We start from the raw sequence: 16,279 nt of genomic DNA on the forward strand, positions 1-16,279 counted from the left end.
CGCTCATTCAATCAATACAAGATCAGGTGATGTCATGGCCACACCCCAACAATTGCAGCTGCTGGCGCCTTTATCCGGCGTGCTGATGGCGCTGGACCAGGTGCCCGACCCGGTGTTTGCCGGGCGGATCATCGGCGACGGTTTGTGCATCGACCCGACCTCGTCAACGCTCTGCGCACCGTTGGCCGGCGTGGTCAGCGATGTGCAGGCCAGCGGGCACGCGCTCACCATCACCAGTGACGCGGGTGTTCAGGTGTTGATGCACATCGGCCTGGACACGGTGAATCTCGCTGGCGAAGGATTTACCCGCCGCGTTGAAGCCGGGCAGCGGGTCGAAGCGGGGCAGGCGCTGATCGACTTTGATGCTGACTACATTGCCCTGCATGCGCGCAGTTTGCTGACCTTGATGCTGGTGGTCAGTGGCGAGCCGTTCGATTCATTGGTCGGCTCAACCGGGTTGGTCGAGGTGGGCCAGCCAGTGCTGGACGTGCTGGTCGGCGCAGCCGTCGGCGAGCATCCAGCGCCGGTGCCGGGCGATGCGGTGTTCTCGCCGCCGATCAGCCTGCCCAATCCCAATGGTCTGCACGCGCGGCCGGCGGCAGTATTCGCCCAAGCGGCCAAGGCATTTTCAGCGACCATTCATCTGCACAAACTGCAAGCGCAAGCCAATGGCAAATCCCTGGTGGCGATCATGGCGTTGCAGACGGCCCATGGCGACAGCGTACAAGTCAGCGCCGAAGGTGAAGATGCCGAAGCAGCGGTCGCAGCGCTGAGCCGCTTGCTGAGCGAAGGCTGCGGCGAAGCGGTGACAGCGCCCGCACCGGTCGAAGCCGATGCAGCAGAAATGCCGAACATCCTGCGCGGTGTCTGCGCCTCGCCCGGTTCGGCGTTGGGGCAAGTCATGCAGATCGTCGAAGCATCGCTACTGGTCAACGAGTTCGGCGCCGCGCCGCCAATCGAACTGGAGGCCTTGAGCCAGGCCCTGATCGAAGCCGACATGGCCCTGCAACATCTGCGCGACACCGCCAGCGGCCAGGCGCAGGCGGAAATCTTCAAGGCGCATCAGGAACTGCTGGCCGACCCGAGCCTGCTGGATCAGGCCAGGGCGCTGATCGACGCGGGCAAAAGCGCGGCATTCGCCTGGAAGACCAGCACCGACGCAACGGCGGCGATGTTCCGCTCGCTGGGCAATGCCTTGTTGGCCGAACGCGCGGCGGATCTGGATGATGTCGGCCAGCGCGTGCTGAAGCTGATTCTCGGTGTGCACGAGCAAGCGCTGGAGTTGCCGGACGACACAATTCTCATCGCCGATCAGTTGACCCCTTCGCAGACCGCCGGGCTCGATACGCGCAAGGTGCTGGGGTTTGCCACCGTTGGCGGCGGCGCTACCAGCCATGTCGCGATCCTCGCGCGGGCCTGTGGCTTGCCTGCGATCTGTGGCATGCCGCTGCAAATGCTCGGGCTCGACAATGGCACGCGGGTCCTGCTCGATGCCGACAAAGGCGAACTGCAATTGCACCCTGACGCCGAGTCCATCGATCAATTGCGCACGCGGCATGAGCGCCAGCGCCAGCGTCATCAGCAGGAACTGGCGCAGGCCAGCGAGGCGGCTTGTACCCGTGACGGTCAGCACATCGAAGTCACCGCCAACGTTGCCTCGCAGGAAGAAACCGCCCAGGCCATGGAGCTTGGCGCGAGTGGCGTTGGACTGCTGCGTTCGGAGTTTCTCTACCTGGGTCGCCAGCAAGCGCCGAGCCACGATGAACAAGTGGCCACCTACAGCGCCATCGCCCGCACTATCGGGCCGGCACACAATCTCGTGGTGCGCACCCTCGATGTCGGCGGGGACAAGCCGCTGGCCTATGTGCCGATGGACAGCGAAACCAATCCCTTCCTCGGTTTGCGCGGTATTCGCCTGTGCCTTGAGCGCCCGCAATTGTTGCGTGAGCAATTTCGCGCCGTGCTGGCCTGCTCGGAGCTGACGCGTCTGCACATCATGTTGCCGATGGTCACAAATCTGGCCGAGCTGCGTCTGGCACGGCAGATCCTCGAACAGGAGGCGCGCATGCTGGGCCTGGCGCACCTGCCGAAACTGGGAATCATGATCGAAGTGCCGGCCGCCGCGCTGATGGCCGATGTGCTGGCGCCGCACGTGGATTTTTTCTCCATCGGCACCAACGACCTCACCCAATACACGCTCGCCATGGACCGCGATCATCCGCGTCTGGCCAGTCACGCGGACAGCTTTCACCCTTCGGTGCTGCGCCTGATCGCGATGACGGTGAAGGCTGCGCATGCCCACGGCAAATGGGTCGGCGTTTGCGGCGCCATGGCGTCTGAACGCCTTGCGGTGCCGTTGCTGCTGGGGCTGGGTGTGGATGAGCTGTCGGTGAGCGTGCCGTTGATTCCGGCGATCAAGTCGGCGGTGCGCGAAGTGAATCTGGCCGACTGTCGCATCATCGCCGAACAGGTCTCGAGCCTCGAAAGCGCCGCCGACGTGCGCGAAGCCTTGCAGCAGTTTCAAGGGGCGAAAGTCGATGCCTCGCCGGTTATGGAGAATTGAACATGTTCGACAAATTGCAGCAGGCATTCTGGAAGGCACTGACGCCGGATCTGGTCCCGGATGAAGTTAAAGTCGCCGCCGAACCGGTTGCCGGTTTGAGCGCCGAGACCATTGCCGCGCTGGGCGGTGTGGCTAACATCAAGTCGCAGCAGCCGGTGGCGCTGACCCGGGTGCGCGTGACGCTGCAGGACGAGGCGCGGGTCGACCATCAGGCGCTGAGTGCCGCCGGCGTGGCAGGTGTCATGCCCATTGGTGATGGCGTGCTGCACCTGATTACCGGGCTGCGCGCATAAGGCCGACAAGACGTGCGGCCGCAGGTCGCCCTTACTGTTTCTCAACTGCGGGTGTATCGTATTCGCCTTTTTGCGGGTCCCTCGGGGTCCGTCGCTGATACGTGAGGTAGTTGAGTTCATGTCCTTTACCCGTCGACAAATTCTCGGTGGCCTGGCCGGTCTTGTTGTCGTTGGCGTGGGCGCGGGAGGCGCATCGCGTTACTGGCTGGGCAAGATGGCCGACGCCGAGGCCGGCCACGACTATGAACTGATCGCCGCGCCGCTCGACGTCGAGCTGGTGCCGGGGAACAAGACCGAGGCCTGGGCGTTCGGCCCGTCGGCGCCGGGCACCGAGTTGCGCGTGCGTCAGGGCGAATGGTTGCGGGTGCGTTTCATCAATCACCTGCCCGTGGCGACCACCATTCACTGGCACGGTATCCGCCTGCCGCTGGAAATGGACGGCGTGCCCTACGTATCGCAACTGCCGGTGCTGCCGGGCGAATACTTCGACTACAAATTCCGCGTGCCGGACGCCGGCAGCTACTGGTATCACCCGCATGTCAGCAGCAGCGAAGAACTGGGTCGTGGGCTGGTCGGGCCGCTAATCATCGAAGAGCGCGAGCCCACCGGTTTCAAGTACGAGAAAACCCTTAGCCTGAAGAACTGGCATGTCGATGAGCAAGGCCAGTTCGTCGAGTTCAGTATCCCGCGCGAAGCGGCCCGTGGCGGTACCGCCGGGCGCCTGTCGACGATCAATGGCGTGCCGTTGCCGGTGATCGATCTGCCGGCCGGGCAGATCACTCGGGTGCGCTTGCTCAACCTCGACAACACCCTGACCTATCGCATCAACATTCCGGGCGTCGAAGCGAAGATCTACGCGCTGGACGGCAATCCGATCGAACCTCGGCCATTGGGCAAGGAATACTGGCTCGGCCCTGGCATGCGCATTTGCCTGGCGATCAAGGCGCCGGCGGCAGGTGAGGAGTTGTCGCTGCGCAACGGCCCGGTTCGTCTGGGCACGCTGCGTTCCGTCGCCAACACCGATGCGCCAACGGACTGGCCAAAAGCGCTGCCAGCCAACCCGGTGGCCGAGCCGGACCTGGCCAATGCGGAGAAACTCAACTTCAATTTCGAATGGGTCGGCTCGGTCTCGGTGAACACCGAAAACGGCAAACCGCCGAGCCTGTGGCAGATCAACGGCAAGGCTTGGGATATCACCGACAAGACCTGTGCTGACCGACCGATTGCCAGCCTGAAACTGGGTCAGAGCTATATTTTCGAATTGAAGAACATGACCCAGTACCAGCACCCGATCCACCTGCACGGCATGAGCTTCAAGGTGATCGCGTCGAACCGGCACAAGGTCGTGCCGTATTTCACCGACACCTATCTGCTGGGCAAGAACGAGCGTGCGCAAGTGGCGCTGGTGGCGGATAACCCGGGGGTGTGGATGTTCCACTGCCATGTCATCGACCATATGGAAACCGGCCTGATGGCCGCGATCGAGGTGAAGTGATGCGCCAGATCCGCCCGGCGGCGATCATCGACCGCAGCCGCGACCGCGACTTCATGCGCGAAGCTCTGATCCTCGCCGCACAGGGCGCCGCCCTCGGTGAAGTGCCGGTGGGCGCAGTGCTGGTGCACGATGGCGTGATCATCGGGCGCGGCTTCAATTGCCCGATCAGCACCAGCGACCCAAGTGCCCATGCGGAAATGGTCGCGATCCGCGCCGCGGCGCAGGCGGTGGATAACTATCGTCTGCCGGGCAGCACGCTGTACGTGACGCTGGAACCGTGCAGCATGTGCGCCGGGCTGATCGTGCATTCACGGGTGGCGCGAGTGGTCTATGGCGCGCTGGAGCCCAAGGCCGGGATTGTGCAGAGTCAGGGACAGTTTTTTACCCAGGGTTTTTTGAACCACCGGGTGTTGTATGAGGGGGGGGTGCTGGCTGAAGAATGTGGCGCAGTGCTGACCGAATTTTTCCGCGCCAGGCGCACAAAACCCGCTGAATAAATACCGCCCCATTGTAGAAGCGAACAGGTTCACTTGCTCAAAAGACGGCATTTCAACGGCAGAAATGCGCTTGCAATGTGGGAGCGGGCTTGCTCGCGAAGACGGCGATTCAGGCAACCATTTATCGTCTGACACACCGCCTTCGCGAGCAAGCCCGCTCCCACAGGGGGATCTGCGCTGTGAGATCGGGTTATTTCTTCGCGACAATCACCGCACGCATCGGCGCCGGCAGTCCCTCTACAGTTTTGCTGTGATCCTCGGGATCCAGAAAATCGCTCAGCGACTGATACTTCATCCACTCCGTCCCGCGTTGTTCTTCCACCGTCGTGGTACTGACATCCACACAACGAATATCGCTGAACCCGGCCCGCCGCAGCCACAATTCCAGCGCCGGCACCGACGGCAAAAACCACACGTTGCGCATCTGCGCATAGCGATCTTCCGGGACCAGCACCTGATGCTTGTCGCCTTCGACCACCAACGTTTCCAGCACCAGTTCGCCGCCCTTGACCAGGCAATCCTTCAGCGCTAGCAAATGCTCGATCGGCGAGCGGCGGTGATAGAACACGCCCATGGAAAACACCGTGTCGAAGCCTTCCAGATTCGGCGGCAGATCTTCAAACGGGAACGGCAGGTGCCAGGCATTCGGCTCGGACAAATAACGTTGCACAGCCTGGAACTGGCAGAAGAACAGCCAGTTCGGGTCAACGCCAATTACGCTGTTCGCACCGGCACCGAGCATGCGCCACATGTAGTAGCCATTGCCGCAGCCGACGTCGAGGATACGCTTGCCTTTGAGGTCCAAGTGCGGCGCCACGCGCGACCACTTCCAGTCCGAACGCCATTCGGTGTCGACATGCACACCGAACAGATCGAACGGCCCTTTGCGCCACGGCGACAGGCCCATTAAAGCGGTGCGCATCTGCGCGCGGGTTGCGTCGTCGCAATCGGTGTCGAGTTTCAAGCCATTGAGCAAATCGACTTCGCTTGGCTGGATCTTCGGCAAGGCGTCCAGCGCACTTTGCCAGCGTTCCAGATCGCCGTGGCCTTTCTCCATTTTCTTGTCGAGTTGCGCTTGCAGCGTGTTGGCCCAGTCGGCCAGCGGAGTACCGGCCAGACGGCGGGCGAGGGGGGACAGATCAATCATGGCAAGGCAATCAACGAGGCAAAGTTAAGACACTGGAACCACGGCACGACTTTCGAGAACCCGGCGGCCAGCAAGCGTTCGCGGTGTTCTTCGAGGCTGTCGGGCTTCATGACGTTTTCGATGGCGCTGCGCTTCTGGGCGATTTCCAGTTCGCTGTAGCCGTTGGCGCGTTTGAACGCCACGTGCAGATCGGTGAGCAGCGCATGTTCTTCGGCATCGTTGAAGCGCAGCTTCTCCGAGAGAATCAGCGCGCCGCCGGGCAACAGCGATTGGCGAATGCGCGAGAGCAACGCGGTGCGCTGATCCGGGGCGATGAATTGCAGGGTGAAGTTCAGCGCCACCACCGAGGCAGGCTGGAATTGCAGCGCGAGGATATCGCCTTCGATCACCTCGACCGGCAGCAATTCCTGAAACATCGAATCCTGACCATTGAGGTATTCGCGGCAACGCTCGACCATCGCTGCTGAGTTATCCACAGCGATCACTCGGCAACCGTCGGTGCGCACATGACGGCGCAGGGCTTGAGTGACTGCGCCGAGCGACGAACCGAGGTCATAAAGGACGCTGTTCGGCTGGGCGAATTGCGCGGCGAGCACGCCGAGGTTTTCGACGATGGTCGGGTAACCCGGCACCGAGCGCTTGATCATGTCCGGGAACACCCGCACCACGTCTTCGTTGAAGGCGAAGTCAGGCACCTGGGCCAAAGGCTGGGCGAATAGGCGATCGGGTTCTTTGCTCACGGCGGTTTCCGGCGGTGTCGATGGAAAAGGCCGGCATTTTAGCCAAAGTGGCGCGGGGATGCTTGGGTTGTCTGATAAAGCACAGTACGGGCGGATAAACTTCGCCGTCAGGGATATCGCTTTCGCGAGCAGGCTCGCTCCCACAGGGGATCGCGGTGTCCTGTGGGAGCGAGCCTGCTCGCGAAGAAGCCAGCGCGGTTTGCCGCAGTCAGTTCACGGAAATGGCGCAGTCAAAGGTTTCCACGGGCAGCACTTCCGGCGCCCAGGGTTGTTGCGAAGTCAGGCGCAAGCGCCCGGTGCCGGCTGCGAATGCCTGGAAGCGCCAGGTTGATACACCCGCTGCGCCGACCACGCCGGCATCTTCCGGATTGCTGTAGACCTCCGGGCTGAGCGCACGTAACACGCCGCCAGCGGAATCCTGAATCGCCCAGCGATAACCCGTGGTCGGGTTGCTCGGCAGGGTGATGATCAGGTTTTGTCCGGTCGTGAGCCGCACGGGGCATTCGCTTTGTTTTTCCACGGTCACGTTGTGTTTCGGTTGCGTGGCGCAGGCGGCCAGCAAGCAAAGGGCGAGGGGGAGAAACAGGCGAGTGGGGGACATAAGGTCAGCAGCTCCGGCGGTTACGACGAACGGCGAGCATAACTGAAGATGAGACAAAGTGTGACAGGCGGGTTTCGCGTTGACCCGACTGACGCCATCTCGAGCAGGCTCACTCCTACAGTGGAACGCATTCCAAATGGAGGAGTGAGCCTGCTCGCGATAGCGGTATATCAGGCGCTGAAAACTGTCAGAAGAGCACCTTCGCCACATCCGCAAACTTCTTGGCAAAGTGCACGGTTATCCCTTCCTTCAGATAATCCGGCAACTCCTCGAAGTTACCCCGGTTCGGCTCCGGCAGAATCAACTCGAAAATCTTCTGCCGGCGCGCTGCGATCACTTTCTCGCGCACGCCGCCGATCGGCAGTACATGCCCGGTCAGCGTCAGCTCACCCGTCATTGCCACGCCTTTTTTCGGCGGCTGATTGCGTGCCAGCGAGAGCAGCGCACTGGCCATGGTCACGCCGGCGCTTGGGCCGTCCTTCGGCGTCGCGCCTTCAGGCACATGCAGGTGGACGAAAGCTTCGTCGAAGAATTTCGCATCACCGCCGAACTGCTTGAGGTGCGAGCTGACGTAGCTGTAGGCGATCTCTGCCGATTCTTTCATCACATCGCCCAGTTGCCCGGTGAGTTTGAACCCACGGTTGAGCGTGTGAATCCGCGTGGCTTCGATCGGTAACGTGGCGCCGCCCATGCTGGTCCAGGCCAGACCGGTAATCACGCCGGTGCCGGACAAGACTTGCTCATTGCGGAACACCGGATGGCCCAGCGAGGCTTCGAGGTCTTTCGGCCCGAGTTTGATCACTGCTTTCGGATCGTCGATCAGCTTCATCACCGCTTTGCGCACCAGTTTGCCCATCTGCTTTTCCAGCTGGCGCACGCCGGCTTCACGGGCGTAACCGTCGATCAGGGCTTTGAGTGCGGTGTCGCTGATGCTCAGGCTGCCTTTCGACACGCCAGCCTTTTCCAGCAGTTTCGGCCACAGGTGCCGCTTGGCGATGGCGACTTTTTCTTCGGTGATGTAGCCGGACAGGCGAATCACTTCCATCCGGTCGAGTAACGGGCCGGGGATCGAGTCGAGGGTGTTGGCGGTGCAGACGAAGAGCACTTTCGACAAGTCCATGCGCAGGTCGAGGTAGTGGTCGAGGAATTCGACGTTCTGCTCAGGATCGAGGGTTTCCAGCAGCGCCGAGGCCGGGTCGCCCTGGTAGCTCTGGCCCATCTTGTCGATCTCGTCGAGCATGATCACCGGGTTCATCACCTCGACGTCTTTCAACGCTTGCACCAGTTTGCCCGGCTGCGCGCCGATGTAGGTGCGGCGGTGGCCCTTGATTTCGGCTTCATCGCGCATGCCGCCGAGGCTGAAGCGGTAGAACGGCCGCCCGAGGGATTCGGCGATGGATTTGCCAACGCTGGTTTTACCCACGCCCGGCGGGCCGACCAGCAACACAATCGAACCGCTGATCTCGCCTTTGTAGGCACCGACGGCGAGGAATTCGAGAATGCGATCCTTGATGTCATCAAGACCCGCGTGGTGCTTGTCGAGGACTTTGCGTGCGTGCTTGAGGTCGAGTTTGTCCTCGCCGTACACGCCCCACGGCACCGAAGTCGCCCAGTCCAGATAGTTACGTGTGACCGCGTATTCCGGCGAGCCGGTTTCAAGGATCGACAGTTTGTGGGTTTCTTCTTCGAGGCGTTTCTGCACCTGCGCCGGCAGGGTTTTGCCTTCGAGGCGCTGCTGGAACTGTTCGAGGTCAGCACTGCGGTCGTCCTTGGTCAGGCCAAGTTCTTGCTGGATGACCTTGAGTTGCTCCTTGAGGAAGAACTCACGCTGATGCTCGCCGATCTTGCGGTTAACTTCAGCGGAAATCTCCTTTTGCAGGCGCGCGACCTCGACTTCCTTGCGCAGCATCGGCAGGACTTTTTCCATGCGCTTGAGCATCGGCACGCAGTCGAGCACTTCCTGCAGCTCGGGGCCGGTGGCGGACGTCAGGGCGGCGGCGAAGTCGGTCAGCGGCGACGGATCGTTGGGGCTGAAGCGGTTGAGGTAGTTCTTCAGCTCCTCGCTGTACAGCGGGTTGAGCGGCAGCAGTTCCTTGATCGCATTGATCAGCGCCATGCCGTAGGCCTTGACCTCGTCGGTCGGCTCGGTGGGCTGGTGCGGGTATTCGACTTCGACCAGATACGGCGGGCGGTGATGCTTGAGCCAGGTCTTGATGCGCACACGGCTCAGGCCCTGGGCGACGAACTGCAGTTTGCCGTTTTCGCGGCTGGCGTGGTGAACCTTGACCAGCGTGCCGTATTCGGGGAGGGCGCCGGTGTCGAAGTGGCGCGGGTCTTCCTGGGGCGTATCCATGAAGAACAGGGCCAGGGAGTGGTGTTCGGATTTGCTGACCAGTTCGAGGGTTTCGGCCCACGGCTCTTCATTGACGATGACCGGCAAGACCTGGGCCGGGAAGAACGGGCGGTTGTGGATCGGGATGATGTAAACCTTGTCCGGCAGGTTTTGCCCAGGCAGCGCCAGACCGGTGCCGGAGGAGGTGTGTTCGATGTGGTCGGTTTCGTACTCGTCGTGGTTGTCCGGGCGATCTTGCTGGTCGGTCATGGGGCACCTGCGCAATGGGGTATGGGTCTTAGATGGGGCAGGGGTGGCGTGGTTTCAATGGGGCGGGTGTGTTTCTGCTTGTGTGTTCAGGGGGGGGACAGTTTTTTTGACCTTGGCGGCCTGAGAGCCGATCTGAATCTCGTGGATGCCACGATCCCGAATGTAAGAGCGAGCCTGCTCCGAATGCGGTGTGTCAGGCGACATTACTGCCGAATGTGCCGACGCCTTCGCGAGCAGGATCGCTCCCACCGGGTTCAGCTGTGTGCCGGGGATTGGGGGATTTCGTAATTGTCCAGGACTCGATTCACCGCCAGTTCGGCGAGCATGATCACTTGCTGGATCGCCAGGATGGTATGTCGCTGCGGGCTGTCGACGTATGCCGCGATGTCGCTGGCCATGACACTGGCCGAGGCCAGGGATTCGCAGGCGTGGGCGAGCAGGCTTTCGTTGTCCTGATCGGGCGTGACCTGGAACATGGTGCTGGGTTTGTGGGATTTGTCGGCGCTGGCGGGTGGCTTCAGGTAGTGGTCCAGCGCACGCTCGGCGGCGTGGTGGAGTTTTTTTGAGTCGGGGGATTGGTAGGGGGAAGTGCTTTCGGTTTCGGGGGGATTGGGTGTTGGTTTGAACATGGTGAAGCTCCGAATGAGAGATGGAGCTGTCTGCGTGATCGCCGCGACGCGATGCAAGGAGGCAGCTGTACGCAGGTTCGCGGACCGAGCCATTCGGAAACCCGGCATACCCGAAGGTATCCCGCGCACAGCCACCATCAAACCAAGCGGCTAACGCTTGGGCTGGCGATTATGCATCAAATCGAATGGACTGCCCGGGCCGCGACGCCCGGTCGCTGAATTGTCAGCGACCCTGCGAGCCTATCCAGCGCATTTCCGAAGCACAACCGACGCGACCTGTCGGAAAAAGCCTCGCATTCAGCAGCATCTGTAGGACGTGTGCGTATCCTACAGCCTCAATATGTTGCAACCCGTGGCAGACGTCCCTCCTCTTTCAATACGCTCCGCCCGAAGTGTTCCTCGTGCTTGAGGTGTATTGGCAACTGACGATCCTTGATTCGCTGTATCGATACACGGCGGCCAGTCTGGATTTTTTGCAAACATCCATCACCTGCTCAAATTGCTCGGCAGTTGCCTCGACGCGCCACTGTAGTGTTTCGCCTGTCTGACAATTGGATGCGCCAGGCGTGATGTTCATGGACTTCAATTTAATGAGTGCTGCACTACAGTCTTTTTCCTGCTCCGCGTTGTTGTCGGCCTGCGCAGGGATCCAGGCACTGAGTGCCAATATGGCCGCCAGCAGGGCGATACGCAGTTTCGAATAAAGGCTCACACAGAAGGTCCCCACAACCAGCGTTGTCAGAACGGCCACGTCAGTTCCTGAACCACAAAGAATCCATTACAGGTGAGTTCCCGCGTGTCATTCGTGTGCTTTGCTTTGCCTGAAAATTTGTAATCTTTGAGGTCGTATCGGTACACGGAGTCACTCATTTGGGTCACCGCGATACGTGAAGAAGTTGACGTATCAAATTCATAGGGACGTGGATCGATTCGGTCTATAACAATCGTTTCTGAATAGCGCAGAGGGGAAGGATCCAGCGGGTAGCGAAGCGTGATGGAGATGATCCGCGCGCCCGTCAAGCTGTCGTTGTGGCGGAAAGAAAAGTCGTATCCCCCTAACACGTTGAAAGAAATGGAGGTGCTTGAAGTGCTGTAGCTGGTCAAGTCCAGATAATGGCCGCTGATGGTGCCTTTGACATCCGTTTCAATAGAGCCGAACGCGAAAACGGCTTTGGCTACGTTTGGGTTTGCCATGAGAGCTGCCTCTGTATGATCCGAATAATGAAGAGGCAAGTCTGGGAAAAAGCTGGAAAGCTGTGAACTGTAATACCTGACAGTTTTTTATTCTTGTTGGCGATAAATATTCAGGCGCAGCGCATTTTCCAATCGCTACCGACCCGCCTGTCGGAAAGCTCCGGCGCATTAATCAGCGTCTGCAGGACGAACCTGTTCACGACCGAGAGCGAATGTGGGAGCGGGCTTGCTCGCGAAGTCGGTGTGTCAGAAACACAGGTGCCGGCTGGCACTCCGCCTTCGCGAGCAAGCCCGCTCCCACAGTTTTTTCATTGCCTGCCAAGTTGCGCTCACAAAAAAAGGCGATGTCCCTTACGGGACATCGCCTTTTCTTTACCGCTCGCTAACGCTTACTCAGACAGTTTGTACGCAATCACATAGTCACCTTGCTTGGTGCCCAGCGAGCCGTGACCGCCGGCGACGACGAGCACGTATTGCTTGCCGTCCTTGCCGGTGTACGTCATCGGTGTGGTTTGCGCGCCGGCTGGCAGGCGGCCTTCCCACAGTTGCTTGCCGTTTTTCACGTCATAGGCGCGCAGGTACTGGTCGAGGGTACCGCTCAGGAAGGCAACGCCACCTGCAGTGGTGAAGGTGCCGCCCAGGCTCGGTACGCCCATGCTCAATGGGATCGGAACCGGCGAGCTGTCGCGCACGGTGCCGTTTTTGTGCATCCAGATGGTTTTGCTGGTGGTCAGGTCGACCGCTGCGACATAACCCCACGCTGGCGCCTGGCATGGCAAGCCCATTGGCGACAGCAGCGCCTCGAGGATCACGCCGTATGGCGCGCCCTTGTTGGGCTGTACGCCTTCGGTTTCGCTCTTGCGACCCGGGCCGCCGGCAACTTCTGCAGCCGGTACCAGTTTCGAACGGAACGCCATGTAGCTCGGGTTGACGAAGGCGATCTGGCGCACCGGATCGACCGAGATGCCGCCCCAGTCGAACACGCCGAAGTTGCCTGGATACACGATCGAACCTTGCAGCGATGGCGGGGTGAACGGGCCGTCATAACGCAGGGATTTGAAGTCGATCCGGCAGAGCATCTGATCGAATGGCGTCACGCCCCACATGTCGCGTTCTTTGAGTGGCGGCGGCATGAAGTTGAGGTCGGATTTCGGTTGGGTTGGCGAAGTGTGGTCGCCTTCCACCGCGCCTTGTGGCACCGGGATTTCGTTGATCGGTACGATGGCCTTGCCGGTGCTGCGATCCAGCACGTAGATGCTGCCCTGCTTGGTCGACGCCAGTACCGCTGGCTTGACGCCGTCAGCGGTCTTGATGTCCATCACGGTCGGTTGACCGCCGACGTCCATATCCCACAGGTCATGGTGGGTGAACTGGAAGTTCCAGCGCACCTTACCGGTGGCGATGTCCAGCGCGGTCAGGCCAGCGGCGTGCAGTTCCGATTCAGGCGTACGCATGCCACCGAACTGGTCCGGGGTCTGGTTGCCCATCGGCAGGTAGAGCATGCCGAGTTTTTCATCGACGGCAAACATCGACCACATGTTCGGCGAGTTGCGCGTATAGGTCTTGCCTTCGGCGATCGGCGCGGTGTCGTCCGGGTTGCCGCTGTCCCAGTTCCACACCAGTTTGCCGGTGTGCACGTCGAACGCGCGGATCACGCCGCTAGGCTCGTCGGTGGAAACGTTGTCGGTGACGTGACCGCCAATCACCACCAGGTCCTTGGTGACCGCAGGTGGCGAAGTGGAGTAGTAGCCGCCGGCGTTGAAGCCGCCGATGTTGGCGCTCAGGTCGACCTGGCCTTTGTCGCCAAAGTCTTCGCACATTTTGCCGGTGTCGGCATTCAGGGCGATCAGACGGGTGTCGGCGGTTGGCAGGAAGATGCGACGCGGGCAGGCGCTGGCCGGGGCCGGGCTGGCCGAACCGGTCGGGCTCTGCTCGGAGGCATAGACCGCGTCGTCGTGATAGCTCACGCCACGGCAGGTCATGTGCGCCCAACCTTTGAAGTTGGCCGCGTTCTGCGTGCTCAGCTTCGGATCGAAGCGCCAGATTTCCTTACCGCTGTCCGGATCCAGCGCAATCACCTGGCTGTGCGGCGTGCACACATAGAGCATGCCGTTGACTTTCAGCGGGGTGTTTTCAGCGGTGGTTTCGCCCGGATCGTTCGGCCCCGGGATGTCGCCGGTGCGGTAGGTCCAGGCCGGTACGAGTTTGCTCACGTTGGCCGGGGTGATCTGCGCCAGTGGCGAGTAACGATCACCGTGGGCGCTGCGGCCGTAGGAGTTCCAGTCACCGTCGGGCATGGTCGGGGCGGTGTTGGTCATACCGTCGACGCTGTCGCGGTCCAGTTGGCCTTTGATTTCCCCAGGGTTGGTGAACTGACTGGCTACAGCGGTCAGGCCGGCCAGTACCACCGCTACGCTCAAGGCGCCGGTGCCCATTGGCGCCGGACCGTTGAGCAGCAGCGGGCGACGGAACCACGGCAGCAGCATCACCAGACCAAGGGCGAACAGCATCGCCAGACGCGGCACCAGTTGCCACCAGTCCAGACCGACTTCCCACAACGCCCATACGGTGCTGGCGAACAGCACGATGGCGTACAGGCCCAGCGCCGCACGACGGCGCATCAGCAGCAGGATGCCGGTCAATGCGATGCCGATACCGGCCAGCAGATAGTAAAGCGAGCCGCCGAGCATGCTCAGCTTGACTCCCCCGGCCAGCATGGCCAGGCCCATCAGTAGAAGCAGAATGCCGAGCAGGCCCGGTAGCAGACGGCCCCGACTCGAAGCACTTTCGGTGCTCATAGTGTGATTCTCCGTGACGTTTATGTAGTCCCGCGCTGTAGTCACTTTAGATGACGATTTGGCGCAGGCATGGTTCAGATAAAAACTTGTTCGGCTAACGAAATGCATTCCTGCAGGAGTGAGCCTGCTCGCGATAGCGCTGTTTCAGTCTCTGGAGATGTCGCCTGTAACACCGCTATCGCGAGCAGGCTCACTCCTCCATTGGATTTGTGTAGATCTCTAGAACGACGACTGGATCTTGATCCCGCCGATCAGGGCGTCGTCGACGTCGTTCACGCCACCGGGGTGGCGGATGTATTGCAGGTTCGGGCGCACGGTCAGCCAATTGGTCACGTGCACGCCGTAATACAGCTCGGCGCTGTACTCGGTGTCCTGCGGTGGCAGGAACGCCGGATTGTCGTAGTCGTAGACGGCGTTGGCGCGGTTAGTCATTTCGGCATTCTTGCGATAGGCCGGGTTGACGTGGACGCGGGCCAGGGCGAAACCGATGTCGTCCTTGGCGCGGGCATCGAACGGGCCTTTGTAGGTCAGGCCGGCCTGCACGTAGTTGTCGATGGCGTTGGTTTTCTTGTCGTGCATCGTCGCGTTGGCGAACAGGCTCAAACCCCGGCTGTTATCGCTGGCGACACTGGTGACCTGCTGCTGCAGGCCCAGCCATACGCCGTGCTTGCTCGACGCGCTGCGGTAGGCTTCGCCGCTCAGCGCTGCCGGCTGGTCATTGCGATCTTTATAAACGTCAGACGCTTTGGCGTTGCTGTAGTAATAACCGGCGCGGTATTCGCCCGGCAGGCCGTTGAGCTTCGGCGTCCACACCAGTTCGACCGGCAGGATCGCGCCCTGGGTGCCGCTGCCGCTGAGTTTGAAACCGTTGCCGCGATCGAGGTTCGACGGGTTTTGCTCATAGGCGCCGACCTGTGCGTACAGCTCCGGCGTCAGGTGATATTTGACCCGCAGCGCCCATTGGCTGACCGGCCAGTTGTACCAGATGCCGCCGACCCAGTTACCAACCTGCGAGCCACAGAACGCCAGGTTCTGAAAATCGCAGGGGAAGCTGTTGAAATCTTCGCCTTCGCCGAACCGGCCGACCTTGATGTCGAGTTTCTGATCGAAGAATTTCTGCTGATACCACATTTGCGTCAGGCGCGTAGTCTGGCCACGTCCCCAGACTTCCTGCGCCGAAGTGAAGCCGCCAACGCGCGGATCGTTGATGCGGTCATTGCTGATGTTGTTGCCGCTGCGTTTGGTAATGGTCAGTTGGAACTCGGCGTCGTTCCAGCCAAGGATCTTCTGCAGATCCAGATGGGTGCCGAGGCCGAACTGGTCGCTATAGCGCGCAGTGCGATCGTGGTCATAGCCGCCGTGCAGGTTGCTGCCCATTTCGCCGGTGTAATCGAGTTTGAAGTCGTAGCCTTTTTCCGCGAGTTCTGTGCGCATGCCGTTCCAGTCACCGAGCATGTACGGTGAATCACTGTCGAAGGCTGGAGCTGCCTGGACGCAGGTGGCAAGGCCAAGGGCGGTGCAGCCGCCGAAGGTGCGCAGGGCGAAGGTAGCGCTATCTCGGAAGGAGGAAAAATCAGCCATGAATAAAGTCTTTTTTGATGTTTTACGGGTGCAGGCCGAGCGCTTCAGATTGTCGCAGGCAGTGAAGCGTTTCAGCGGAAGGGCGGCAGGATAATGATCTGTAACAAATTGAGAAAGGGCTTTTGCAGACATGCAGCGT

At 60.8% G+C, this 16,279-nt stretch carries 13 protein-coding genes; 4 read left to right on the forward strand and 9 right to left on the reverse strand.

The window, feature by feature from the left end; genetic code table 11:
• The first annotated feature begins 34 nt into the window (after window positions 1–34).
• From ptsP to tadA, 4 genes are all read left to right on the forward strand, one after another.
• Window positions 35–2,563, forward strand: coding sequence for a phosphoenolpyruvate--protein phosphotransferase (gene ptsP, locus ACMYUN_RS20260; protein ID WP_415761571.1), 2,529 nt, complete (start codon window positions 35–37; stop codon window positions 2,561–2,563).
• Window positions 2,564–2,565: 2 nt separating this feature from the next.
• Window positions 2,566–2,856, forward strand: a complete 291-nt coding sequence (locus ACMYUN_RS20265; protein ID WP_415761572.1) for a PTS transporter subunit EIIB — start codon at window positions 2,566–2,568, stop codon at window positions 2,854–2,856.
• Window positions 2,857–2,974: 118 nt separating this feature from the next.
• Entirely contained in the window at window positions 2,975–4,351 is a 1,377-nt protein-coding gene (locus ACMYUN_RS20270) for a multicopper oxidase family protein (RefSeq protein WP_415761573.1), read from the forward strand.
• On the forward strand, window positions 4,351–4,848 hold the full coding sequence (gene tadA, locus ACMYUN_RS20275; RefSeq protein WP_415761574.1) for a tRNA adenosine(34) deaminase TadA: 498 nt from the start codon (window positions 4,351–4,353) through the stop codon (window positions 4,846–4,848). The genes ACMYUN_RS20270 and tadA overlap by 1 nt, the downstream gene beginning before the upstream one ends.
• 190 nt (window positions 4,849–5,038) lie before the next feature.
• On the opposite strand, the gene cmoB is transcribed toward tadA, so the two are convergent.
• From cmoB to ACMYUN_RS20320, 9 genes are all read right to left on the reverse strand, one after another.
• On the reverse strand, window positions 5,039–5,995 hold the full coding sequence (gene cmoB, locus ACMYUN_RS20280) for a tRNA 5-methoxyuridine(34)/uridine 5-oxyacetic acid(34) synthase CmoB (RefSeq protein ID WP_129997602.1): 957 nt from the start codon (window positions 5,993–5,995) through the stop codon (window positions 5,039–5,041).
• Window positions 5,992–6,735 (reverse strand): carboxy-S-adenosyl-L-methionine synthase CmoA, encoded by a 744-nt coding sequence (gene cmoA, locus ACMYUN_RS20285; protein WP_415761575.1) that lies wholly within the window; start codon window positions 6,733–6,735, stop codon window positions 5,992–5,994. Before cmoA ends, cmoB begins: the two co-directional genes overlap by 4 nt.
• 208 nt (window positions 6,736–6,943) lie before the next feature.
• Complete coding sequence (locus ACMYUN_RS20290; RefSeq protein ID WP_064364364.1) at window positions 6,944–7,336, reverse strand: protease inhibitor I42 family protein; 393 nt, start codon at window positions 7,334–7,336, stop codon at window positions 6,944–6,946.
• Window positions 7,337–7,523: 187 nt separating this feature from the next.
• Window positions 7,524–9,938, reverse strand: coding sequence for an endopeptidase La (lon, locus tag ACMYUN_RS20295; RefSeq protein WP_415761576.1), 2,415 nt, complete (start codon window positions 9,936–9,938; stop codon window positions 7,524–7,526).
• A 254-nt stretch (window positions 9,939–10,192) separates the two neighbouring features.
• Complete coding sequence (locus ACMYUN_RS20300; RefSeq protein ID WP_129997600.1) at window positions 10,193–10,567, reverse strand: DUF6124 family protein; 375 nt, start codon at window positions 10,565–10,567, stop codon at window positions 10,193–10,195.
• 373 nt (window positions 10,568–10,940) lie between these two features.
• Window positions 10,941–11,318 (reverse strand): hypothetical protein, encoded by a 378-nt coding sequence (locus ACMYUN_RS20305; RefSeq protein ID WP_129997599.1) that lies wholly within the window; start codon window positions 11,316–11,318, stop codon window positions 10,941–10,943.
• Window positions 11,306–11,761: a hypothetical protein gene (locus ACMYUN_RS20310; RefSeq protein WP_415761577.1), complete on the reverse strand. Its 456-nt coding sequence runs from the start codon at window positions 11,759–11,761 to the stop codon at window positions 11,306–11,308. Before ACMYUN_RS20310 ends, ACMYUN_RS20305 begins: the two co-directional genes overlap by 13 nt.
• Window positions 11,762–12,150: 389 nt before the next feature.
• A complete protein-coding gene (locus ACMYUN_RS20315) occupies window positions 12,151–14,559 on the reverse strand; it encodes a glucose/quinate/shikimate family membrane-bound PQQ-dependent dehydrogenase (RefSeq protein WP_415761578.1) in 2,409 nt (802 codons plus the stop codon).
• A 219-nt stretch (window positions 14,560–14,778) separates the two neighbouring features.
• Window positions 14,779–16,140: a carbohydrate porin gene (locus ACMYUN_RS20320; protein WP_415761579.1), complete on the reverse strand. Its 1,362-nt coding sequence runs from the start codon at window positions 16,138–16,140 to the stop codon at window positions 14,779–14,781.
• Between the last annotated feature and the right edge of the window lie 139 nt (window positions 16,141–16,279).

Origin of the sequence: Pseudomonas sp. CP4 (genome assembly GCF_047758505.1) — a bacterium.
In the GTDB taxonomy this organism is placed as follows: domain Bacteria; phylum Pseudomonadota; class Gammaproteobacteria; order Pseudomonadales; family Pseudomonadaceae; genus Aquipseudomonas; species Aquipseudomonas fluorescens_AO.